General features: G+C 65.1%; 22 protein-coding genes and 1 tRNA gene. 13 read left to right on the forward strand and 10 right to left on the reverse strand.

The annotated features are described in order from the left end of the window. Positions 1–124: 124 nt before the first annotated feature. Positions 125–331, reverse strand: coding sequence for a hypothetical protein (locus AC1RQP_RS35355; protein WP_061879056.1), 207 nt, complete (start codon positions 329–331; stop codon positions 125–127). Positions 332–731: 400 nt separating this feature from the next. Between AC1RQP_RS35355 and AC1RQP_RS35360 the strand changes: the two genes are divergently transcribed. Then, a complete protein-coding gene (locus tag AC1RQP_RS35360; protein WP_492941896.1) occupies positions 732–2,003 on the forward strand; it encodes a DUF892 family protein in 1,272 nt (423 codons plus the stop codon). A 31-nt stretch (positions 2,004–2,034) separates the two neighbouring features. Here AC1RQP_RS35360 and AC1RQP_RS35365 read toward each other — a convergent pair whose 3' ends face one another. Next, positions 2,035–3,414 carry a glycoside hydrolase family 3 N-terminal domain-containing protein gene (locus AC1RQP_RS35365; protein ID WP_492941898.1) on the reverse strand — a complete coding sequence of 460 codons (1,380 nt, stop codon included), beginning with the start codon at positions 3,412–3,414 and terminating at the stop codon, positions 2,035–2,037. A gap of 187 nt (positions 3,415–3,601) precedes the next feature. Here AC1RQP_RS35365 and AC1RQP_RS35370 point away from each other — a divergent pair, with 187 nt between their 5' ends. From AC1RQP_RS35370 to AC1RQP_RS35380, 3 genes are read left to right on the forward strand one after another with little or no spacing between them, the layout of a single operon-like run. Beyond that, on the forward strand, positions 3,602–5,110 hold the full coding sequence (locus AC1RQP_RS35370; RefSeq protein WP_492941900.1) for a DUF4153 domain-containing protein: 1,509 nt from the start codon (positions 3,602–3,604) through the stop codon (positions 5,108–5,110). Between the two features lie 19 nt (positions 5,111–5,129). Continuing rightward, a complete protein-coding gene (locus tag AC1RQP_RS35375; RefSeq protein ID WP_492941902.1) occupies positions 5,130–5,834 on the forward strand; it encodes a response regulator in 705 nt (234 codons plus the stop codon). Beyond that, complete coding sequence (locus AC1RQP_RS35380) at positions 5,831–7,417, forward strand: ATP-binding protein (RefSeq protein WP_492941904.1); 1,587 nt, start codon at positions 5,831–5,833, stop codon at positions 7,415–7,417. The genes AC1RQP_RS35375 and AC1RQP_RS35380 overlap by 4 nt, the downstream gene beginning before the upstream one ends. On the opposite strand, the gene AC1RQP_RS35385 is transcribed toward AC1RQP_RS35380, so the two are convergent. After that, positions 7,414–7,554, reverse strand: coding sequence for a hypothetical protein (locus AC1RQP_RS35385; RefSeq protein ID WP_165935896.1), 141 nt, complete (start codon positions 7,552–7,554; stop codon positions 7,414–7,416). The genes AC1RQP_RS35380 and AC1RQP_RS35385 overlap by 4 nt on opposite strands. Before the next feature lie 79 nt (positions 7,555–7,633). Here AC1RQP_RS35385 and AC1RQP_RS35390 point away from each other — a divergent pair, with 79 nt between their 5' ends. The 3 genes from AC1RQP_RS35390 to AC1RQP_RS35400 all read left to right on the forward strand — a co-directional run bounded on the left by AC1RQP_RS35390 (position 7,634) and on the right by AC1RQP_RS35400 (position 10,925). After that, positions 7,634–8,203 (forward strand): alpha-ketoglutarate-dependent dioxygenase AlkB, encoded by a 570-nt coding sequence (locus AC1RQP_RS35390; protein ID WP_492941907.1) that lies wholly within the window; start codon positions 7,634–7,636, stop codon positions 8,201–8,203. Positions 8,204–8,514: 311 nt separating this feature from the next. Continuing rightward, positions 8,515–9,444: an alpha/beta hydrolase gene (locus AC1RQP_RS35395; RefSeq protein ID WP_492942066.1), complete on the forward strand. Its 930-nt coding sequence runs from the start codon at positions 8,515–8,517 to the stop codon at positions 9,442–9,444. 257 nt (positions 9,445–9,701) lie between these two features. Beyond that, the gene (locus AC1RQP_RS35400) at positions 9,702–10,925 is read left to right on the forward strand and encodes an ABC transporter substrate-binding protein (protein ID WP_492941909.1); all 1,224 of its coding nucleotides are present in this window, start codon (positions 9,702–9,704) and stop codon (positions 10,923–10,925) included. 274 nt (positions 10,926–11,199) lie between these two features. On the opposite strand, the gene AC1RQP_RS35405 is transcribed toward AC1RQP_RS35400, so the two are convergent. Continuing rightward, a complete protein-coding gene (locus AC1RQP_RS35405; RefSeq protein WP_492941911.1) occupies positions 11,200–12,762 on the reverse strand; it encodes an adenylate/guanylate cyclase domain-containing protein in 1,563 nt (520 codons plus the stop codon). Positions 12,763–12,952: 190 nt separating this feature from the next. Between AC1RQP_RS35405 and AC1RQP_RS35410 the strand changes: the two genes are divergently transcribed. Both AC1RQP_RS35410 and AC1RQP_RS35415 read left to right on the forward strand, forming a co-directional pair. Then, complete coding sequence (locus AC1RQP_RS35410) at positions 12,953–14,044, forward strand: enolase C-terminal domain-like protein (RefSeq protein ID WP_492941913.1); 1,092 nt, start codon at positions 12,953–12,955, stop codon at positions 14,042–14,044. Between the two features lie 169 nt (positions 14,045–14,213). Further along, a complete protein-coding gene (locus AC1RQP_RS35415; protein WP_492941915.1) occupies positions 14,214–14,690 on the forward strand; it encodes an NUDIX hydrolase in 477 nt (158 codons plus the stop codon). Here the strand turns inward: AC1RQP_RS35415 and AC1RQP_RS35420 are convergent, their stop codons facing one another. From AC1RQP_RS35420 to cpdR, 4 genes are all read right to left on the reverse strand, one after another. After that, entirely contained in the window at positions 14,691–14,933 is a 243-nt protein-coding gene (locus AC1RQP_RS35420) for a hypothetical protein (RefSeq protein ID WP_239620918.1), read from the reverse strand. Positions 14,934–14,947: 14 nt separating this feature from the next. After that, on the reverse strand, positions 14,948–15,421 hold the full coding sequence (locus tag AC1RQP_RS35425; protein WP_492941917.1) for an L-2-amino-thiazoline-4-carboxylic acid hydrolase: 474 nt from the start codon (positions 15,419–15,421) through the stop codon (positions 14,948–14,950). 257 nt (positions 15,422–15,678) lie between these two features. Next, positions 15,679–15,753: transfer RNA gene (locus AC1RQP_RS35430), tRNA-Val, on the reverse strand. A gap of 72 nt (positions 15,754–15,825) precedes the next feature. Further along, positions 15,826–16,185: a cell cycle two-component system response regulator CpdR gene (gene cpdR, locus AC1RQP_RS35435; RefSeq protein WP_028179810.1), complete on the reverse strand. Its 360-nt coding sequence runs from the start codon at positions 16,183–16,185 to the stop codon at positions 15,826–15,828. A 349-nt stretch (positions 16,186–16,534) separates the two neighbouring features. On the opposite strand from cpdR, the gene AC1RQP_RS35440 reads away from it, so the two are divergent. Together AC1RQP_RS35440 and hisN are read left to right on the forward strand one after the other, a co-directional pair. Next, on the forward strand, positions 16,535–17,425 hold the full coding sequence (locus AC1RQP_RS35440) for an N-formylglutamate amidohydrolase (RefSeq protein ID WP_492941919.1): 891 nt from the start codon (positions 16,535–16,537) through the stop codon (positions 17,423–17,425). 518 nt (positions 17,426–17,943) lie between these two features. Continuing rightward, positions 17,944–18,726 carry a histidinol-phosphatase gene (gene hisN / locus AC1RQP_RS35445; RefSeq protein ID WP_239620912.1) on the forward strand — a complete coding sequence of 261 codons (783 nt, stop codon included), beginning with the start codon at positions 17,944–17,946 and terminating at the stop codon, positions 18,724–18,726. A gap of 46 nt (positions 18,727–18,772) precedes the next feature. On the opposite strand, the gene AC1RQP_RS35450 is transcribed toward hisN, so the two are convergent. Then, entirely contained in the window at positions 18,773–19,663 is an 891-nt protein-coding gene (locus AC1RQP_RS35450) for a LysR substrate-binding domain-containing protein (protein ID WP_492941921.1), read from the reverse strand. Between the two features lie 88 nt (positions 19,664–19,751). Between AC1RQP_RS35450 and AC1RQP_RS35455 the strand changes: the two genes are divergently transcribed. Beyond that, the gene (locus tag AC1RQP_RS35455) at positions 19,752–20,504 is read left to right on the forward strand and encodes a sulfite exporter TauE/SafE family protein (protein WP_492941923.1); all 753 of its coding nucleotides are present in this window, start codon (positions 19,752–19,754) and stop codon (positions 20,502–20,504) included. Positions 20,505–20,510: 6 nt separating this feature from the next. Here the strand turns inward: AC1RQP_RS35455 and AC1RQP_RS35460 are convergent, their stop codons facing one another. Then, positions 20,511–21,143 (reverse strand): LysE family translocator, encoded by a 633-nt coding sequence (locus tag AC1RQP_RS35460; protein ID WP_492941924.1) that lies wholly within the window; start codon positions 21,141–21,143, stop codon positions 20,511–20,513. Positions 21,144–21,364: 221 nt separating this feature from the next. On the opposite strand from AC1RQP_RS35460, the gene AC1RQP_RS35465 reads away from it, so the two are divergent. Further along, entirely contained in the window at positions 21,365–23,161 is a 1,797-nt protein-coding gene (locus AC1RQP_RS35465) for an adenylate/guanylate cyclase domain-containing protein (protein ID WP_239620892.1), read from the forward strand. The last annotated feature ends 70 nt before the right edge of the window (positions 23,162–23,231 follow it).

Here is a 23,231-nt window from a genome sequence, read left to right on the forward strand (position 1 = left end):
CTCGGAACCATGCAGGCCCCGCTGATGCAGCTCGGCCCAAGATCCTTCGAGACGCGGCGCGAAGAGCGCGGCTCCTCACGATGAGGAGCCGGAACGCGGCAGCACGGTGAGATCAGGGGGCCGGCTACAACGTCTCTTGCTTGTGCCCACACTGCTTGCAGGCGAACTTGACGCGGGCCTGGCCCTTTTCCGCCTGAACCCGGTTCGGGGCGCCGCATTTGCCGCAGACCGCCTCGATGCGGGTCGTGCCCTGCTTGACGACGATGGTCTTCTTTTCCATCGATTCGCGGATCAGGCGTTCGGCCTCCTCGCGCAGGGATTGTTTCGACAAAGCTCGTCTCCGCCTCTGGAAAGCGCGAGAGCCATAACGCACCTGCAATCGAAGCACAATGCGTGATGAGACCGCCGGCCCATCGACCTCATGCGAGGTGGTCCACAGCCGCGGGGGAGCGGCGGAGGCCCATTGATCCGTCGCGATTCTGCCGCCGCGCCGGGCTCGGACCGCCTTGGCCCCCACAAAAGCCGCTCGGCATTCGCATCCTCGATGCGGTTCCCAGCCGGCTGCTCTCATGATCCTCCCCGCACGGTCCTGGTGAAGGTCTTAGGTCTGGACCGTGGCCTCTTCGCTCCGCCAACCGATTTGGAGCGAAATCCGAATTTTGAGATGACTAGGAACGATCATTCCAAGGGCCCGTTGTCGCCGTAGTTTCCCTCATAGCGCGAGCCGTCCCATGTATCACCACGTCAAGAAGCTGATGTTCACCGTGCGCGTCGACGAACCCGATCCGCGCTTCGGCAATATGCTCCTCGAGCAGTTCGGCGGCGCCAACGGCGAACTTGCGGCGGCGATGCAGTACTCGATTCAAGGGCTGAATTGCGAGGATCCCGACCGCAAGGACCTGCTGATGGACATCGGCACGGAAGAGCTCAGCCATCTCGAAGTCGTCGGTTGCCTTGCCCGGATGCACCTCGCGCCTTCGAAGAACGACCGCCAGGCGGCCGAAGCCGATCCGCTGATTGCGATCGCCGGCGGCGGCGGCGTCAATCTGTTCAACTCGCAAGGCAATCCCTGGACTGCCGACTATCTCAAGATCACCGGCGAACTCGACGTCGATCTCCGCAGCAACATCGCCGCCGAAGCTCGGGCAAAGATCGTCTACGAACGATTGATCAATTTCTGCGACGATGCCGGCAGCAAGGACGCGCTGCAGTTCCTGATGACGCGAGAGATAACGCATATGAAGGCGTTCGCACGGGCACTCGAAAGCCTGTCCAAGCCGGCCTTCAGCATCGGCAGGATCGCTCCGACGCCAGGCCTCGTGAACCAGTATTTCAACGATTCCACCGGCAGCGGTGATCACGGCGAGATCGACACCCGCGGCCCCTGGAATGAAGGCGAGGACTGGGTTTTCACGGAATCGCCTGCGCTTCAGTCTTCTGATCCCGGCGCGGCCCCGTCGATCGTCGCGGAGAGCTCGTCGCCCGTCGACGAGGCGGGCCTCACCGACCTTCTGCTTCACGAGCTGCGCGACATCCTCCATGCCGAGAAGCAGTTGACCAAGGCGCTTCCCAAGATGGCCCAGGCCGCGCGCTTCGACCAGCTGCGCGAACTGTTCGAGCAGCATCTGGCCGAAACGGAGAACCAGGTCGAGCGCATCAATGAATGCTTCGAGCTGCTCGGCGAGAACCCGCGGGCCAAGCCCTGCAAGGGGATGATGGGCCTGATCGAGGAAGGCCAGGAAGTCATGAAGGAAGGCGAAGATAAGGAGGACGCAGCCGCCGACCTCGCGCTGATCTCGGCGGCCCAACGCGTCGAACATTACGAGATGTCCGGCTACACCACCGCGCGCAACCTTGCGCAGCAGCTCCGGCACAGCGCCATCGTCGCGCTGCTCTCGAAGTCGCTCGCGGAAGAGGAGAACGCCGATCTCCTGCTCAACCAGGTGGCGCGCTCGCTGATGTCGGTGGCGAAGATGCCTGCGGCGCTGGAGCAGGCCGAATAGACCTCGCTACGCAACGCGCAGACGCCCGAGTTCAGCTGCCCCGCGCTATCGCGCGCGGGGCAGCAGGCATAACTATCCCAAGCGTGCTTCCATCAAGTGTGGCGGCTCCGGCCTCCGCGGCCGGCAAGCGCTGTTCCAGCCGCGCCGCGCTCGCGCGCAGCATCGCCGCGTCGAGCCTGCCCCGCCGCGATGCATCCAGAGCGCAGGAAAACACCCGATAGAATTGCGCGCCGTCATAGGCGACCAGCAGCATGTCGACGCCGGCATTGATCGCCTCGACCACGGCCTTGCAGACATCGTTCTGATAGATCGCGCCCATGACGAGATCGTCCGTCATCACCACGCCCTGGTAACCCCACTTCCCACGAATGATTCCCTCGACCACGCGCTTCGAATGCGATGCGGCGCGGTCGGGATCGACGGCGGTGAGCGTGACATGGCCGACCATCAAGGCGCTCCGCGAGTGCGACATCACCTCGCGGAACGGCAGCCAGTCGGTTGCCTCCAATTCCTTCACCGGCGTATCGAGACTGGCGCTGAAATGATGCGTGTCATCGCGCACGCGCCCGATGCCGGGGAAATGCTTGAGCGTGGCACCGACGCCCGATTCTTCCAGCCCCCGGACATAGGCGCTCGCGATCGTGCTGACGACGACGGGGTCGGCGGCAATCGCGCGCTGCCCGATCAGCGTGTGGAAGTCGAGACGATTGCGCCTCAGCGGCGGCTTCAGGTCGAGCACCGGTGCGAGATTGAGGTTGACGCCGAGCCCCGCGAGCTCGCGCCCGTGGATGCGCCCGAACTCTTCCGCTTTGGCCTGCTGCTCGTCGGGAGCGAGCCCGGCGAGCGTCGCCAGCGCCGGCACCTTGGTCAGCGGTGGCGCGAGATGCCCGACGATGCCGCCCTCCTGGTCGGCCGCGACGACCAGCGGCGGCAGGCCTGCGGCGAGACGCTTGTCCTGAAGCGCCGCGATCTCGGCCCGCAGCGCCTCGATCGTCCGTCCCCGGATGTTGTGCCGGGTGACGTAGACGCCGCCGATCAATCCCTGCTCGGCGAGACGCGCAACCTCCGGAAACGAAGAATAGCCGACCATGAAATGAGGCCCGAGCCGACGCGCCTCGGTCACGTCTGCGCTGAGTACATCGTGCTTTCGCAGCTCGAAGCTGAGATGCGCCACCGCCATCAGCAGCGGCGGCAGGCACCAGAGCATGACGAGCAGCTTGCCCGCGATGCTGCACCAGCGTCCCCTGCGCAGCAGGACGACAACGATCAGGATGCTTGCGACGACAAGCGCGATGTTTCCGGCGCCGCGTAGCACGAGCAGGTAGGGATCGTTCTTGTTCGCGGCCGCGAACGCCGCGAGAAGCGCGGCAAGCCAGAGCAGGATGAGACCGAGGCGATTGAGAAACTGCATGATGCGTCAAGCCCAAGGTGATGAACGCATCGCACCTATCAAGGCGACTGCCACTGCGCGAGGGGCAAAAGCGTGCCTGCACGAAAACTGCAAAAGACTCCTGAAACCGTGCTGACGTCCATCCCGGCTTCTGCACAAGCGACGTTCAGACTCCGTCACGCCACCATTCACGGAGAATCTTCTGGACATGACGAGCCTGGCTTCGACGTCGACGACGGACATTCAACCGATCAGGCCTTCCGCGCTGTCGGCCAAGCTCGCAATGGCACTGCTGCTCGCCGCACTTGCCGACTTTCTGCTCTACGGCCGGCGGATCGGACTGTCGCTGGTGATCCTGGCCGTCGCGATTGCCTGCGCCTCGCTGATCGCCAACCGTGCGGCGCTGGACTTTCGCCGCGCAGTGACCGGCGGCGCGATCGTTGCACTCGGTCTCGTGCCGGCCGTACAAGAGCTCAACACGCTTTCGTTGCTGATCCTCGTCGCAGCGCTGGCTATCGCCTTGCTGCTCGCAACCCATCCGGAGACGACCGGCCTCGCGGACCGCGCCCGCGCGCTGCGAAACCTTGTCCTGTTCGGTCCCTTCAGATTCTTCCCCGACGCGCTTCAGGTCTGCAACATGTCGGCGTTCACCCGCGGCATCGCGCTCTGGCTGATGCCGGTGGTGCTGAGCACCGTGTTCGTGGCGCTGTTCGCCGCCGCCAATCCGGTGATCGAGCAATGGGTGTCGCTGCTCAATCCGAAAGTCGTCCTCGAATATGTCAGCATCTGGCGCGTGCTGTTCTGGACCTTGATTCTGGCGCTGGTCTGGCCGTTCATCCATGTGCGCTGGCGGCGCAAGAAGGTTGCCGCCGCCACCGAAACCGACGTCGCGGAGCCGCCGGCGCTACCGCCCTTCGTGTCGCCGGAGTTTCTGGGTCCCTCCACCATCCTGCGCTCGCTGATTCTGTTCAATCTGCTGTTCGCGGCACAGTCGATTCTCGACGGCATCTATCTCTGGGGCCACGTCGCGCTGCCCGACAATGTGACCTATGCGTCCTACGCCCACCGCGGCGCCTACCCGCTGATCGCGACCGCGCTGCTGGCCGCCGCCTTCGTGCTGGTCGCGATGCGACCGGGCGGACCGGCCGAGAAATCGAAGGTGATCCGGCCGCTGGTCTATCTCTGGGTCGGGCAGAACGTGCTTCTGGTCGCCTCCTCCATCCTCCGCCTCGATCTCTATGTCGACATCTACATGCTGACTTACTGGCGTATCGCGGCCTTCATCTGGATGGGGCTGGTCGCGCTCGGACTGGTCCTGATCGTGACCCGCATCGCCCTCAACCGGTCCAACCAATGGCTGGTCGGCGCCAACCTGATCGCGTTGACGATCGTGCTGTACGGCTGCTCGCTCGTGAACTTCGACGCCTTCATTGCCGACTACAATGTCACCCACAGCCGGGAGGCATCGGGCAAAGGCGTGCAGATCGACATCAACTATCTCCTGACGCTCGGGCCGCAAGCGCTGCCCGCCATCGACAGGGCGATCGCGCTGCGGCCCGGCGCCAGCGAGGGCTGCCTTGTGTCACAGCGAGACAGGCTTGTAGAACAGCAGCGCCAGGACCTGGCCTGGCGGAGTTGGGGCTTCCGAAGCTGGCGGCTCCAGCGCAGGCTGGACGCCCAGGCGGAAACCAGGTCCGGCAGCCGGTTGGCGGGCTGACGAGACAGCGGAGAATTTCTTGGCGCATCGCATTCTCATCGTCGACGACGAGGGCCACATCCGCGAGGTCATCCGCGTCGCCCTGAAGAAGGCCGGCATGGACGTGATCGAGGCGCGCGACGGCAAGGAGGCGCTCAGCCGCTTTGCCGCCGACAGGCCCGACCTGATCGTGCTCGACATCGGCATGCCCGAGTTCGACGGCCTCGACGTCTGCCGCGAGATCCGCAAGACGTCCGACGTGCCAATCCTGTTCCTGTCGGCCCGCGACGAGGAGATCGACCGCATCCTCGGCCTCGAGATCGGCGGCGACGACTACGTGACCAAGCCGTTCAGCCCGCGCGAGCTGGTGGCGCGGGTCAATGTCATCCTGCGCCGCCTCAGCCCGCGCAATGGCGAGGCCAAGGCGGTTGCCACCGCGCTGTCGCAGGGCAATCTCCTGATCGATCCCGAACAGCACGTGGCTTCATTTGCAGGGATACCGCTGAAACTGACCGCGATCGAGTTCGGCATCCTGCGCGCCTTCCTGACCCGCCCCACATCGGTCTTCAATCGCGAGCAGCTGATGCGGGCCGCCTATCAGCTCAACATCCAGGTCTCCGACCGCACCATCGACAGCCACATCCGCAATATCCGCGCCAAGCTCGCGGCGCTGGCTTGCGACAACGTCATCGAGACCATCCACGGCGTCGGCTTCAAGCTCGGCCGCTGCGAGAAAGAGGCATGAGCACGGCGCCAGACAAATGGCGGCCGTCGCTGGGGCTGGTCATCTTCACGGTGCTGGCCACCGTCGCCATCCTGCCGCTGGTCGGCCTGTTCTTCTTTCGCCTCTACGACAACCAGCTCATCCGACAGACCCAGGCCGAGCTGATCGCGCAGAGCCGCGTGCTGGCGACGATCTATGCGCAGGAGGTGGCAGCAAGGCTCGACAGCGGCCTCACGCTGGGCGCCGAGGTACCACCGGGCGTGCTGCCCGATCCCGGCGACCAGGTCACGCCGATCCGCCCCGGGCTCGACCTCACCGCGAACGACCTGCTGCGGCGGCGGCCGGATGCCCAGGCTGCACCCCGGCCGGCGCAGCCCGCCTATGTCGAGATCGGCGCAAGACTCACGCCGATCATTCGCGAGACGCAGAAGGTGACGCTGGCGGGCTTTCGCATCCTCGATCCGCAAGGCGTGGTGATCGCCGGGCGGCAGGAGGTCGGGCAGTCGCTCGCCCATATCGAGGAGGTCGCGGACGCGCTGCACGGGCAATACCGCGCCACCTTGCGCAACCGCGTGCCGGACAAGCCGCCGCCGCCGATCTATTCCTTCAGCCGCGGCCTCGGCGTGCACGTGTTCTCGGCGATGCCGGTCATCGTCGACAATCGCGTCGCGGGGGTGATCTACGCCACGCGGACGCCGAGCAACATCTTCGACCACCTCTACCAGGAGCGGGCCAAGTTCGTGCTGGCGGGGCTGGCCGTGCTCATCGGCACCATCGCGATCGGGCTCGTATTCTCGCGCACCATCACGCTGCCGATGCGCGAGCTGATCGATCGCGCAGCGAGAATCGGCCGCGGTGACCGCGAGGCGTTCCGACCGCTCCGGCACTACGGCACACGGGAGTTCGCCCAGCTCTCGCACAGCTTCCTCGGCATGGCCGAGCAGCTGGCGCGGCGTTCGGACTACATCGCGACGTTCTCGGCGCACCTCACCCACGAGCTGAAATCGCCGCTGACCTCGATCAAGGGCGCGGCCGAGCTGTTGCAGGATTCACTTCAGGGCAAGGCCGGGGGCCTGACGCCGGCCGAGCAGACGACATTCATCGCCAACATCCTGTCCGACACCCAGCGGCTGGAGGCGATGGCGCAGCGGCTGCGCGAACTCGCCCGTGCCGAAAGCCTGCCGCAGAACGAGCGCACGGAACTCGCGCCCGTGATCGCCGACCTCAGGAGCAGGTTTCCGGCAAGCTCCATCGAAGCCAGCGGCAGCCTCGACCGGGCGATCGGCATGTCCGGCGAGAAGGCGCTGATCGTGCTGTCGCATCTCGCCGACAACGCGGTGCGGCACAAGGCGAGGACCATCAGGCTGGAGGCCGCCGACGAGCGCACGACCCTGCGGCTGACCGTGAGCAACGACGGCGAGTTGATCTCGGCGCCCAACCGCGACCGGATTTTCGATGCGTTCTTCACCACCCGCCGCGACCAGGGCGGTACTGGAATGGGGCTGGCGATCGCGCGGGCGGTGATGGCAAGCCATGGCGGCTCGATCAGACTCAAGCCGACCGGCGGCGGCGTCGCCTTCGAGCTCCAATTCCCTGTGGCCTAGATCGCGAACACCCAGGCGGCGACGATGGTGCCGATGGTGACGAGACCAGCGATGGTCCAGCCCGCGGCATATTCAAGCTCAGGATGACCGGTCGCCCGCATGATCTCTACCGGATCGGCGGTATGCTTCTCTGCCATGACAGCCTCGCACGTTTCTTCCCGCGTCATAGATAAGTCGCATCAGCCGCCATTAGGTTCCATCACGGAAATGCGAGGCATGACGCAGCTTGGTTTGTTCGCCGAACCGGAAGCGGGCCCTGCGGGGCTTCGCTATACGGACGACTTCATCGATGCCGCGGTCGAGCAGGACTTGATCGACCGCATCGCAGCATTGCCGCTCCAGCGCTTCCAGTTCGGCGCCTTCGAAGGCAACCGCCGGGTGGCCTCGTTCGGCTATCGCTATGACTATTCGCTGCAGCGTCTGGCCGAGGCGGAGCCGATCCCGGATTGGCTGCTGCCCACGACGCGGCAGGTCGAGGCATGGGCGCGGCTGCCCGAAGGTAGCGTCCGGCAGGTGCTGTGCACCGAATATGAGGTCGGCGTCGGCATCGGCTGGCACCGCGACAAGCCGCACTTCAGGGAGATCCTGGGCCTGTCGCTCGGCTCGCCCTGCAAATTCCGCTTCCGCCGCCGCAACGGGGACAGATGGGAACGCCACACGCTCGAGGCCCTGCCGCGCTCGCTCTACGTGATGGACGGCGAGGCGCGGTCGCAATGGGAGCACAGCATCCCGCCGGTCGAGGCGCGGCGCTACTCCATCACCTTCCGGACAATGAAGCGGGCCTGACAGGCCGGCCCAACAAAAAATGCGAAAACAACCCCATGCACAGTAGGAAGCCATTTCCGGTGCAGGGCCAGGTGGCGCCGGACAACGGCTTGACGGACCGGGACAAAGTGGCCGCACCGCGCAATCGTCGCGCGGCCCGCGGACTTGCAGTCCAATCGCGGATTCCTGCCAAACTGAGGCCCGCGCCACGCCGGCCGCCTGCCGAGCGCAAGCGCCGTGAATTCGCCTCAACATCAGCCAACTAATGAGGCGAATTGAAAAGACAGACCAAATCGGCAAGCCAATATCGGGCCCGCGAGGCCGGCATCACCATGAAGAAATACCTGGCAGTTTTCCTGCTTTTGACCATGACCGCAGCCTCCGCACGCGGACCTTTCCCGGCGCGGCTGTCGCCGCCCACCGCACTCGTCCAGGCGGGCCTCACCGACAGCGACACCACCGCCGGCGGCACCGCCCGGCTGTGCGAGCAGGTCTCCTTCTCGCGCGGTCTGCGTTATGGCGAGAGCGAGGCCAACGTGCTCGATGTCGCAACCAGCGCGATCAAGGCGGATACGCCGCGGCCCGTGCTGCTGTTCGTGGCGGGCGACACCTTTACCGGCGACCGCGCGGCGCCGGAGCTGTCGCGCCAGATCCAGGACCAGGCCATGTGCTTTGCCGCACGCAACGACATGATCGGGGTCCGCGTCAACTATCGCCTGGCGCCATCAGCGACCTGGCCCGCCGGCGCGTCCGACGTGGCGGCGGCGCTGTCCTGGGTTCACGGCAATATCGACCTGTTCAACGGTGATGCCCGCGAAATCGTCGCGGTCGGCTACGGCGCCGGCGCCTTCCATGTCGCCACCCTGCTGGCCCATCCCGAGCTGCAGACCGATGGCGCCGACGTCGCCGGTGTCGTGCTGGTGTCCGGGATCTACCGCGTCGGCAAGGAGGCGAGCGACAGCGAGAAGGCCTATCTCGGCACCGACCCCACCCAGTACGACAGCCGATCGGTCTTCCCCGGCATCCTCAATGTCGATGTGCCGATCGTGCTGGCCTGGGCCGTGGACGATTCCTCCAGCCTCGTGGCGCAGGGCGAAACCCTGAAGAAGACGCTCTGCGGCGCCGGCCACTGCCCGCGCAGCACGCTGCTACGGAGCCGCGAAGGTATCGCGAGCGCCTTCGGCCTCGACGGCTCCGGCGAGAGCCTCGCCGAGCCGACACTGCTGCTGGTGCGTCAGCTCGAGGCGCGCGGGCTGCCGTAGCGGCGTTACGGCAGCGCGCTTATTACTCCGACCGTTTGCTGGGCCACCCCTCTCCCCCGCGGGCCCTTGCGGGGGAGGGCTAGGGAGAGGGGGCCACACGCGCGCTCTCTCGCTCGTCGGCGCGTCAGCACGACTGCCGCTTTCCTTCGCGCCAACAACTGCACTGCGTCGAAGCGCGCCACCCAGCCACACGATTGACAAACGCTTGACCTAGACTGAGCTGCCCTGGTGCGGGGGCCAACGACAAGGTGTCGAACATGCGCGTCACCGGCGGACTGCTGCTCGTGTTGATCGCCGCCTTCGCCTCGCTCGGCGCGATGTCCCAGCAACGTGGCGAGCAACCGGCAAGCAACGAGGAAATCCGCATCGGCAATGTCATGCCGTATTCGGGACCGCTCTCGGAGTTCGGTGCCATCGGCCAGGCGGAGGCCGCCTATTTCAACATGATCAACGCGCGTGGCGGGATCAACGGCCGCAAGATCCGCTTCATCACGCGCGACGACAATTCCGATCCGGCGACTGCGCTGGAGCTGACGCGCAATCTGGTCGAGACCGAGGATGTGCACCTGATGTTCGGCTCGTTCGGCACACCCGGCAATCTCGCCACGCGCTGGTACCTGAACGAGAAGAAGATCCCGCAGCTCTTCGTCGCCTCCGGCGACGAGGAGCTGAGCCAGGCCAAGGCGTTTCCCTGGACCATGGGTTGGCAGCCGTCGTTCAGATCCGAAGGGCGCATCTACGCCAACTACATCCAGGCCTACTACCCCAGGAAGAAGATCGTGGTGCTCTGGCAGAACGACCAGTTCGGGCGCATGCTCTACAAGGGCATCCAGGAAGGCCTCGGCGATCTCAACCGTCACGTCCTCGTCGACATCGCCTTCGACATTGCCGATGAGCATCTCGACGGGCACGTCTCGATCCTCAAGCGCGCGGGCGCCGACATCTTCGTCTTTCTCGGCGTGCCGTCGACGGCGTCCAAGGTGATCAAGCTGGCGGCGTCCTTCAACTGGCACCCGGTCTTCATCGTCAACGATGCCTCCGCCTCGATCGCCAATGCGATGGCGCCCGCGGGCCTCGAGAACTCCGCCGGCGTGATCTCGGCGGCTTTTCTGAAGGATCCGAGCGATCCCGCCTGGAAGGACGATCCCGCCATGAAGGACTGGTTCGCCTTCATGGACAAATACCATCAGGTCGAAAGCACCAACAACAGCGCCGCACTCTATGGCTACGCCGCGGCCGAGGCGCTGACGCAGGTGCTGAAGCAATGCGGCGACGACTTCTCGCGCGAGAACATCATGCGCCAGGCGGCTTCGCTCAGGGGTTATCCCCCCTCCGTTGCGCTGCCCAACATCCGGATGAATACTTCGCCCAGCAACTACCTGCCGATCAGGCAGATGCGGCTGGTCCAGTTCGACGGACGCTCGTGGCAGCCGTTCGGCGAGGTGATCGAGACGGCATTCATGGAAGGCGCGGCAAGGTGAGCTTCACGTCAGCGCGCCGTTGCGAACAGCAGCGCGACGACGGCTCCTACCATTTGCTGGGCCACCCCTCTCCCCCGCCCTCCCCCGCAAGGGGGGAGGGAGCGCAGCGGGATGCGCCGTTACACTGTGCCTCGCTGCGCCATGGCAATGATGAGAACGAGCTCGCGCCACAACAAAGGTATGTTCCCTCACCCCTTGCGGGGGAGGGTTAGGGAGAGGGGTGCCGCACGGGGACTCTCGCGATCGAAACGAACGCTACGCGCGGCCGCCGCCCTCACGCCGGCTTGAGCGAGGCCAGCGCGTTTTCCAGCAGCGAGCGCACGCGTGCGGCGTCGCCTGACTTCACTACGGCGGGGTCGAGATAGAGTTCGAGGCCCGGGGCGCGCTCGGTGATGATACCGCTGTTCTCCGCCGCGGCGTCGTTCAGCGCGTCCACCGAATAGGGAATGACCTCCCGGCTGATGCCCTTCATGGTGATCGCCGGCAGCGCATGGGCGCGGACGATATCGCTGACGAGTGCAAAGGTCTCGTAGCTCAGCACGATGCCGCCGGGCTCGGCGATCGATTGCAGGCGCGCGGCGAGGTTCGCCTCCGCACCGATGATGGTGTAGTCCATGCGGTCGGCGCTGCCGAAATTGCCGACATTGCAATAGCCCGAGTTGATGCCCATGCGCGAGCGGAACGGCTGCTCGATGCCGGAGGCGCGCCATTTCGCATTGAGCTCGGCGAGGCGCTGCTGCATGCGCCAGGCCATCTGCAGGCAGGCCTGCGCATCGGCGCGGTCGCCCCTGGTCTCGGGGTCGCCGAAGAAGATCAGCATGGCGTCGCCGATGAACTTGTCGATGGTGCCGCCATATTCGTGGGCGATCGCCGACATTTCCGTGAAATATTCGTTGAGGAGCTGCGTCAGTTGCTCCGGCTGCAGCCGCTCGGCGGTCGCAGTGAAATTCTGGATGTCGGAGAAGAAGATGGTGAGCTTCTTGCGCTCGGTGTGGATGGTGACGTCCTTCTGCCCGGAGAAGATGCTCTTGTAGACCTGGGGTGGAATGTAGCGCGAGATCTTCATCGAGAGCGAGGCGAGGAAGTCGTTGGCGGATTCGAGCTCCTTGTTCATGCCCTTGATGCGGCGCGCCTGGCGGCGCTGCAGCGAGAGGAACGACAGGCCGCTGCCGGCGGCGATCACGAAATAGGCCAGCAGGAACTTGAACGAGAAGATGTTGGCGGCGATCGGCTGGGCGATGATCACCTCCTGGATGCCGCGGACATCCCCCACCTTCCAGTCCTTCTTGGGGCTTTCGGGGTGGCTGTTGTGGCAGCTCACGCAGGCCGGCCCCATGGTGACGGGGGCGACCAGGCGGACCTTGTCGTTGAACAGCGAGGTCTCGGTCTCCACGATCTTCTGCTCGGGGTCCTTCCGCAGTGCATCGAGCGCGTCCTTCTCGAACTTGTCGAGCTGGTGCGGGGCACGGTTCTGGAACGGGAAGTCCGAGACGAAGCGGTAGGTGATGTTCTCCTGCTGCGCGCCGATCACCCGGCCGAGCTCGAGCGACAGCGTTGCCGGAATCGGGATCGCGCCGGGGATGGATTCGTAATTGTGCACCACCCTGGTCGTGCCGTTGGGATTGGCGAGCACCCGCCCGACCACGTTGGACGCGTAGTAGCTGCGCACGCTCGTGATCACCGAGTTGAGATCGATGGCCTGCCGGCGCAGCGCCGTCTTGCTCAGCTCGGTCAGGTCCAGCCACACCGCGAGCGGCAGGGCGAGCAGCAGGAAGGCGATCACGGCGCCCGTGAGAATGCCGCTCTTGCGCTGATCTTCGGCGACCTCTTGTTTCACTCTGTGGCTCCGCTGTGTGCGATTTTGTCGCAAACCCGTCGGGATTTGCGGCAAGGAATGCGGCAGCACAGAGCCAACAATTGCGGGCCCGCGCAACCCCATTTTATGGTGGTTGGGCCAAGCGCCTTTTCGTTTCATCACGGATGTTTAAGATCGGCCGCGTCTGCATCCGCCCCGCCGGGAGAAGCCCATGACCGAGACCATTCGCATCAAACGCTTCCACGCGCGCCCCGTGATCGTGCCGATGAACCTGCCGCTCCAGACCTCGACCGGAGCAATCGCCAAAGCGCCACTGCTGCTGATCGATTGCGAGACTGACCAGGGCGCGGTGGGGCACGCCTATCTGTTCTCGATCACGCCCTCGGCCTTGAAGCCGCTGACGGCGATGGTCACGGAAATGTCAGACCTGCTCGCCGGCGACGAGCTGCTGCCGGTCGAGATCGAGCGCAAGCTGAGCCAGCGCTTCACGCTGCTTGGCCTCGCCGGTCTGCAACGGCTGGCCCAATCCGGCATCGACATGGCAGCCTGGGACGCGCTGGCCCGCACACGCGGCCTGCCGCTGGCCCGCCTGCTCGGCGGCGCGCCGAAACCGGTCAGGGCCTACAATTCGAAGGGGCTCGGCATCATGCCCGCCGGCGCCGCCGTCGACGAGGCGCACAAGCTTCTGGCCGAAGGCTTCCAGGCCGCCAAGATCCGCGTTGGCCGGCCCGATGCGCGGGAGGACCTCGCGGTCGTCCGCGCGGTGCGCAAGGCGGTCGGCGACGAGATCACGCTGATGTGCGACTACAACCAGGCCCTGACGGTGACCGAGGCGATCCGCCGCGGCGAGATGCTCGACGACGAGGGATTGAGCTGGATCGAGGAGCCGATCCGCCATGACGATTATGCCGGCTGCGCCCGCATTGCCGACGCGCTGCATACGCCGGTCCAGATCGGCGAGAATTTCGACAGCGCCTTCTCGATGCAGGCGGCGCTCTCGGCGGAAGCCTGCGACTACGTGATGCCCGACGTGCAGCGCATCGGCGGCGTGACCGGCTGGCTCCGCGCCGCCGCGCTGGCGCACGCCGCCGGCATCGAGATGTCGACGCACCTGTTCTCGGAAGTGAGCGCGCATCTGCTCTGCGTGACGCCGACCGCGCATTGGCTGGAATATGTCGACTGGGCCGACGCGGTATTGGCGACGCGGCTGAAGATCAAGGACGGCTTTGCGCTGCCGGGCGAGGAGCCGGGGAATGGCATCGAATGGGATGAGGCGGCGGTGAAGAAGTATCTGGTCAGATGACAGCGATTTGCGCAGTAACCGCCAATGTCGTCATTGCGAGGAGCTCTTGCGACGAAGCAATCCAGACCGCCACCGCGGAAAGATTCTGGATTGCTTCGCTGCGCTCGCAATGACGGAGTGAAATCAGCACACGCGTTGCGCTGAGACAGCAAGCGGACTAACGATCCCCATGACCACATGGCGCCCTCATTCCCACATCCGCGTCGTCGCACTCGGCCTGCACTGGCGGGACGGGCGGCTGCTGGCGGCCGAGGTGCGTGACGACGCAGGACGGATCAAGGGTGTGCGTCCGCTCGGCGGCGAGATCGAGTTCGGCGAGAGCTGGCGGACTGCCCTGGTGCGCGAATTCAACGAAGAGCTCGGCATCGACATCACCATCACAAGCGAGCCGCAAATGATGGAGAATATCTTCATGCACGAAGGAGCGACCGGTCACGAGGTGATGTTCATCGCAGCGGTCGCGTTTCCAGACGGCGCGTTCAGCGGCCAGGACCGCATCGATTTCCGTGAGGATAACGGGGAGCAGATCATTGCGCGCTGGTTCGACCTCGCCGACCTCGACGTCGGGGGCGGACCGAGCCTCTATCCGACCGGGCTCAAGGATGTGCTGCTTGGACAAAAGAACAAGTCCCGACGGGCGGGCTAACTACCACGCTTCCGCGCCCGGAATTTTCTTCCGCACCGCCATCCGCTGGATCCAGATGCAGCGACGGACGGACTTGCTGGATCGGCCGACGGCGGATATCCCCTCGCCGGCCTGAAGCAGCGGCGCCACGTTTTCGCGCAAGCTCCGGCAGCGCTGGAGTTCGGCTTGCCAGTCGACGGCGGCGTCGGCGCCCGACGCGATCAGCGCCAGCATCGCCATCGCGAGACAGATCGTCGTCCGCATCGCTCGCATTCCCTTCATCGTGATCCGCCCGCATCGCGCTTGTAGCGGAAGTCGCAATGAGAGGCGCCTTGCATGATCGTCTGCGTACGCGTGAGTTTGATGTCGGGACCAAACCCTTCCGCGGTCGCAAAGTCCGCAGTGCAGATCAGAAGGAAGCCGAGCTCCGGCTCACCCAGGGCCTTGTAAAACTCGGCATAGGCGCACCGCTTCACGTCGAATGCGAATGCGTCATGCGTCTGCTCGATGACGTCATAGGCGAGCGCATCGTCGCGGGCGTAGGTCCTGAAGGCCGACGCGACCGCCTTGCCGAGATCGACTTCGTTCTTCGCCTTCCAGAATTCCTCGCCGAAGCCGCGATAGAGGTCGCCAAGCGCCTTGCGCACCAGCGTGTTGGCGCGGGCTTCGCCGAGTTCGGCCTGGAGCGCCTTGACCAGCGGCACCAACACCTGCGCCTGGATTTTTGCTTGCTCGATGACGGATATGCTCATGGGCGGCTCCGTTCTTGAAGCGAGGGTAGCCCGAATGGAGCGACTTGTCCGCCGGAACTCGAAGAGCGAAGGCGGAAGCGCAATCCGGGACGGCGGCATGGGGACAGACTGCGGATGACACGGAGTTCGATTCGGGCTGGGCGCCGTTCCAGAGAAACCGAGCAAGACGCCTCAGTCCGTCTACGCTCTTCGAGCTACGCCGGACACGCTTCGCCGCAATTTTCGAGGCTGTGCCACGCGAAGCCGAAGGCGAAGCGTGGTGGGCACGACAGGGATCGAACCTGTGACCCCTACCATGTCAAGGTAGTGCTCTCCCGCTGAGCTACGTGCCCTAGAGGTCATTTCATCGGTGGGGTCCCTATAACGGCTCAGGGGACCCGGCGCAAGGACGGAACGGGGCCGATTTAGGCCGCCAGCATCTTGTTCACTTCGCTGACCAATTCGCGCAGATGCACGGGCTTGGACAGCACCTTGGCGTTCTTGGGGGCGTCCGAATCCGAGTTCAGGGCGACCGCGGCAAAGCCGGTGATGAACATGATCTTGATGTCGGGATCGAGTTCCGAGGCGCGGCGGGCGAGCTCGATGCCGTCCATCTCCGGCATCACGATGTCGGTGAGCAGCATCTCGAACGGCTCTTCCCGCAGCCGCTGATAGGCGGCCATGCCGTTGTCATGGGACGAGACCTGGAAACCGGCGTTTTCCAGCGCCTTGACCAGGAAACGGCGCATGTCGTTGTCGTCTTCGGCGAGCAGGATTTTTGCCATGGCAGGAAACGTCGAATCCCCAGAGGATATCAGCAGAGGTCACTAAGCCCGACAGAGGGTAAATTTGGGGTGAAAATCTTTACCTTGGGCCGGCTGTGCTGCCGGCTCTTGTGAACCGGAACGGGCTCCGAATCAATCGAGCCGGACCAACCGGTCCCCGCCACGATGCCCGCACGGTTAAGACATGTTCCAGCGTCCATCACATCTTTTCGCTTGGCAGAATGGTTGCGATTCCGGACAATGACGACACATAAGAGCCGTTCGACCGGCCGAATCATGGGGTCCGGAGCTTTTCCGGATCGTGCGGCGCCAAGGGGGCGAAGCCTGAGTAGGGACGAAGCTTGAGAAGATGACCCGGTTTGACGGCGACATGTCGCCAGCCTTCGAGATCTTCGAGCCCGCCGAATGGCGCGCGCCTGTCATCTTCAACTCGCCCCATTCGGGCTCGACCTATCCGGACGAATTCCTGGCGGCATCGCGGATCGACCTGCCGACGCTGCGGCGGTCGGAAGACTCGTTCATGGACGAACTGATCGGCCATCTGAGCGACCGTGGCTTCCCGACGGTGCGGGTCAACTTTCCCCGCTCCTATGTCGACGTCAATCGCGAGCCGTATGAGCTCGACCCCCGCATGTTCAGCGGACGGCTGCCGAGCTTTGCCAACACCCGCTCGATGCGCGTCGCCGGTGGCCTCGGCACCATTCCGCGCGTGGTCGGCGACGGCCAGGAGATCTACCGCGACCGCATCCTGGTCGACGATGCGCTCGGGCGAATCGAGACGCTGTACAAACCCTACCACCGCGCGCTGCGCCGGCTGATCAACAAGGTGCACCAGATGTTCGGCACCGTGGTGCTGGTCGACTGCCACTCGATGCCCTCGGTCGGTGTCAGCAGGGACGAGCCGCGACGGCCCGATGTCGTGATCGGCGACCGCTACGGCACGAGCTGCACGCCGCTGCTTTCAGATCGCGTTGAGGAGACCATGACCGGCCTCGGCTATTCGATCGGCCGCAACAAGCCCTATGCCGGCGGCTTCATCACCGAGCATTACGGCAATCCCGCAAGCGGCCTGCACGCTGTACAGCTCGAGCTCAACCGCGCGATCTACATGGACGAGCGGCGGCGCGAGCGGAGCGCACGCTTTGCGCAAGTGGCCTCCGACTTCGGCGTTCTCGCCGACGTGCTGGCCAGTACGATTCCGTTCGCCGATCTCGGCCCGTTCCAGGCTGCGGCGGAATAGGCCGGCGTTTCTTCGCACGATCATGTTGTCTGCGATTGGAGGCGAAAGCGCGCTCGCTTCGCTACGCACGTCGAAGCAAAAAAGAGGCGCAAAGAAAAAAGGGCCGCTTCTGATGAAGAAGCGGCCCAAGTCTAGGGAGGAAACGCCCAAGGAGGGCAGCGGTAACGCCAAGCGCTACCGCACCGCAACAATATGCGACCGCGCCGCACAAAGTGCAAGGCCTTTTGAGCCATTTCCCATGCAATTCACACATGGCTCAGTTGCTTCCAGAGAAACCCAGATTCAGTTTCTTTGATAAGGAAATTCAATGGGTTGATAGTCATTTGCATACCAACGAGGCAACTTCGGAACGAAGTTTTCAACTCAATGATCGATATTTGGCCAGCAGATGACTGGGATGAAGCAGCGCGCCGCGGCATCCAAAATACCAGGGAGCAAATCAAGACAGCGCTGCACGCGGGGGAGGAATTGAGCTAGGCAGGAGCCAGCTTCATCCAACCTTCGCTTCGAGGATTCCCGTGACGGTGATCGACTTCTCCGCCTTCATCGGACGGCTCGCCACCGCCTCCGGCGAAACCATCCTGCCGTTCTTCCGCACCTCGCTGTCGATCGACGACAAGAGCAAGACCAAGGATTTCGACCCCGTGACGGAGGCCGACCGCGCCGCGGAGGCGGTGATGCGGCGGCTGATCAGGGCCAATTTCCCTCAGCACGGCATCGTCGGCGAGGAATTCGGCAATGAGCAGGACAATGCCGACTATGTCTGGGTGCTCGACCCCATCGACGGCACCAAATCCTTCATCGGCGGCTTTCCGATCTGGGGTACGCTGATCGCGCTGCTGCACAAGGGCGCGCCGGTCTACGGCATGATGCACCAGCCCTTCATCGGCGAGCGCTTCTCCGGCGACAACGGCTCGGCCAACTATAAAGGGCCCTCCGGCGAGCGCCGGCTCCAGGTCCGCCGCTGCGCTTCGCTGTCGGAAGCCACGACCTACACCACCAGTCCGCTGCTGATGAACGAGAGCGACCGCGCCATCTTCGGCCGCATCGAGCAGGGCGCGCGGCTGTCGCGCTATGGCGGCGACTGTTATTCCTACTGCATGCTCGCCGCAGGTCATGTCGATCTCGTGATCGAGACCGAGTTGAAGCCCTACGACATCGCGGCGCTGATCCCGATCGTGACCGGCGCCGGCGGCGTCGTCACCACCTGGGAAGGCAAGCCGGCCCAGGGCGGCGGCCGCATCATCGCGGCCGGCGACGCGCGGGTTCACGAAGAGGCCTTGAGGCTCTTGAACCCGTAGCAATCGGGAGAGATGCGCACCACGAGTGCAGCGGCGTTAAATTGCCTCACACCGCCTCTGCCCTCAAATGCTCCACCAGCATCTTGGCCGGCCGCGGCAACGCCTTGAAGCTGCGTGCGCAGATCACGAGCCGCCGGTTGGCCCAGGCATCGCGCAGGCGGACCATGGCGAGCGGCATGGTCCTGGCGCAGCGCCGCGCAGCGGCTTCGGGCACGAGCGCAACGCCGACATCGGCGGCGACCATCTGGCAGATCGCGTCGAAATCGCGCAGGCGCGCGCGGAAATGCGGGCGCAGGCCGAGCCGCGCGGCGTGCTTGGAGATGTGCACCTGCAGCGCGGTGGCGCTGGTCAGGCCGACGAAGTCGCAGACCCCGGCCTCCTGAAAGTCGATCTGGCGCCGGCCGGCGAACGGGCCACGGCGCGAGGTCACCAGCGTCAGGCGGTCCTCGCTGAAGACGAAGCGCTCGATATGGTCGGGCAGCGCGTGCTCGGCGGCGAAACCGAGATCGGCGGCGCCCGTCGTGATCGCCGCCGCGATGTCGGTGCTCTCGCGCTCCTCGATGTCGACGGCGACGTCGCGATGCGCGCGCAGGAAGCCGGCGAGCGCCTTGGGCAGATGCTCCGAGAGCCCCGAGGTGTTGGCGAGCAAGTGCACGCTGGCGCGCAAACCGCTGGCAAAGCCGGCAAGATCGCCGCGCATTGCGTCGATCTGGTGGATGACCAGCCTTGCGTGATCGAGCAGGCTCTCGCCGGCCGCGGTCAACTCGACGCCGCGACGTCCGCGCTTCAGCAGCGCGACGCCGAGCGCATCCTCGAGCCCCTTGATGCGCGCGCTGGCGGAAGCCAGCGCCAGGTGCGAGCGCTCGGCACCGCCCGTGATGCTGCGCTGGTCGGCGACCGCGATGAAGAGCTGGAGGTCGACGAGGTCGAAGCGCATGCCGGGTCTCCCAGCCTTCGCTCCAGACGAAGGCTCTCTCCGTAACCTCCAGATTGTGCCTGATCGCGGCTTCGGTCAATGTGCCGACATGATCGACCCGCTTCTCATCGTGATCGCCGCCGTCTTCCTGCTCGCCGGATTCGTCAAGGGCGTGGTCGGGCTCGGCCTGCCGACGGTGTCCATGGGCCTGCTGGCGGTGAGCATGACCCCGAGCCGGGCCATCGCCATCGTCATCGTGCCCGCCATCATCACCAACATCTGGCAGACCTTCGTCGGCCCCTATCTGCGCGACATCCTGAGGCGGCTGTGGCCGCTGATGATCGGCACCGTGGTCGGATGCTGGCTCAATGCCGGCGCGCTGACCGGGCCGCATGCGCGCTACGGCACGATCGTGCTCGGCGTGCTCCTCGTCATCTACGCCGTGATCGGCCTGAACAAATTCCAGTTCCGCGTTTCACGCGGGAACGAGAAATGGGTCGGCGGCGTGGTCGGAATCGTCACCGGCATGATCTCGGCCTCGACCGGCGTGCAGGTGATCCCCTCGATGCCGTTCATGCAGGCGATCGGCATGGAAAAGGACGAGCTGGTGCAGGCGCTCGGCGTGTTCTTCACGACGGCGACGCTGGCGCTCGCCTTCAACCTGACCGCGGTCGGATTGTTGACGCCCGCCAATGTCGTGCCCGGCGCCGTGGGCCTCGCCATGGCTTTTGCCGGCATGTTCATCGGCCAATCGGTGCGGGCGCGGATGCCCGCGGAAGCGTTTCGCCGCTGGTTCCTGATCGCGATGATCCTGCTCGGCCTCTATCTCGCCGGCAGCGCGCTGGTGAAGGAATTCGCCTGAGGGACGCTACCGCGTCTCCAGCATGGCGACGCGGATGCCGAGATAGATGAAGAGACCGCCAAGCGCGCGATTGACCCAGGCGACGGCGCCCCCGGACTGCCGCAGCCGGTGCGCGGCCTTGGCCGCGAACGCGGCCAGCACGAGGCACCACAGCGTCCCCGTCGAGATGAAGATCAGGCCGAGCGTCAGGAAGGCGAGCGGCTTGTGCGGCGCGTCGGCTGCGACGAATTGCGGCAGGAAGGCTAGGAAGAACAGCGCGACCTTGGGATTGAGCGCGTTGGTGAAGACGCCCTGGAGGAAGACCCGCCGCAATGAGCTCCGCACCGGCTCGTCGATCGCCGACGCCGGCACCGGGCGCGACAACAGCATCTGGAGCCCGGTCACGACGAGATAGGCCGCGCCGATCAGCTTCAGGATCGAGAAGGCGGTCGACGAGGCCATCAGCAGCGCCGAAAGCCCGATCGCCGCGCCCGCGACATGGACCAGGCAGCCGCAACTGATGCCCAAGGCGGCAGCGGCGCCGCCCCGCCAGCCCATTTGCATGCTGCGGCCGATCACATAGACCGAATCCGGCCCCGGCGTGATGTTCAGCAGCACGCCCGACAGGATGAAAAGTCCGATCTCGTGAATGCCCAGCATGCAAGGTCCCCCGGCGCCCGTACGGACGTGCTGATTGCGCTTAGTCGGTTCGCCCGCCCCCGTCCACCGCCGGAATCGCTTAGGATTTGCCTCGAATTTGCAATGCGGATCAGGCTTCCGCTCGGCCTCATCTGCTTTATAAAGGGAGGGTTCTCGAAATGCGGGACTCGAGGCGACTGCCACGCCGTGGCCGGTCCCCTCTCCCTTGGAGCTTCGCGGATATGGAAAGACGTCTGGCCGCCATCGTCTGCGCCGATGTCGCCGGCTATTCGCGCATGATGGGCAGCGACGAGGCCGGCACCCATGCCGCCTTCAAGGCCCATCGCGCGGCGATCCATCCCATCATCCTCAATCACGGCGGCCGCGTCGTGAAGAACACCGGCGACGGCTTCCTGCTCGAGTTTCCCTCGATCGTCGGCGCCACCGAGGCTGCGATCGCGATGCAGACGCTGATGGCGGAGCGCAACCGCCACCTGCCGGCCGACCGCGCCATGCAGTTCCGGATCGGCATCCACATGGGCGACGTCATCGCCGACGAGGACGAGGTCTTCGGTGACGACGTCAACATCGCCGTCCGCCTGGAATCCGTGGCGAGCCCCGGCGGCTTCGCGATCTCGGCCAAGGCCTACCGGGAGGCGAGCAAGCATCTCTCGGTGCCGCTGATCGATGCCGGCAATCATCGCTTCAAGAACATCAAGGATGCGATCGAGGTCTGGACCTGGACGCCCGACGGCGCGCCGGCGCTTGCCCCCGAGCTCCGGGAGGCTTCGGCGCTGTCGCAGCAGTACCGCACCGCGATCGTCGGCGTGCTGCCCTTCGCCAATCTCAGCGACGCCCAGGACGAATATTTCTCCGACGGCCTCACCGAGGACCTGATCCATGCGCTGTCGCTGCAATCCTTCTATCGGGTGCTGAGCCGCAACTCGACCTTCGCCTTCAAGGGCAAGAACACGAGCACCCGCCTGATCGCGCGCGAGATCGATGCCACCTATCTGATCCAGGGCTCGGTACGGCGCGCCGGTGCCAAGATCCGCGTCACCGCCGAGCTGATCGCGCCGGAGACCGGCGAGCAGCTCTGGACCGGCCGCTACGACCGCGACATCGGCGACCTCTTCGCGATGCAGGACGAGATCACGACCAGCCTGTCCGCTGCGATCGCCACCGAGATCGTCCGTGCCGAGGCCTCGGCGCCGGCACGGCTCTCGACCGACGTCTCCGCCTGGGATCGTTTCCTCAAGGGGCTGTCGCACTACTACCGGCAGACCAAGGAGGATCTGACAGTCGCCGTCGACCTGTTCCGCGAGGCCATCCGGCTCGATCCCAAACTGTCGATCGCGCATGCCTATCTGGCCACGATCCAGATCCAGAGCATCCAGTTCGGCTGGGTCAAGGGCACGCGCGAGATGTGGGCCGAGGCGATGAACCTCGCCGAAACCAGTGTCCGGCTCGATCCGCGCTCATCCTTTGCGTTCTCGATCCTGTCCTGGGCGCATGCGATGGAGGGGCACTACGAGGCGGCGCTGGACGCCGCCAAGCGCGCGGTCGCGCTCAACCCCTACGACAATGGCGCGCGCGGCGTGCTCGGCATCTGCCATTTCGTCATCGGCGAGCACCGCGAGGCGATCGAGCTGTTCTCGATGGCCGCGCAACGCGACAACAGCGACCCACGCTACCAATGGGCCGCGCTGAACGCGTTCAGCCATTATCTGTTGCGCCAATATGACGCGACCCTGTCCTGGGCCCGCGAGCAGCTCTACATCAATCCGAACCACATGCAGGCGCTGGCGATCCGCGCCGCGGCGCTGGCGCAACTGGGCCGGACCGACGAGGCGAGCGAGGCCGCCGTCGTGCTCATGGGCAACTACCCGACCCTCAATGTCGATCGTCACTTGCGCAACTTCCACTGGAAGCGGCCCGAGGACATCGCCCATTATCGCGAGGGGCTGCTGAAGGCCGGCGTGCCGCTCGGCAAGCTGACCCTGGTTCAGAGCGACCTCAAACGCGCCGCCGAATCCTGAGAAACTGCCCGCGCCAGTGCCGTCCGGCACCGGCTTTTATTGACAGGACAGTGAATTCAGCCACACTTCG

The sequence above is a fragment of the Bradyrhizobium sp. GW821-FHT13H06 genome (genome assembly GCF_058803975.1).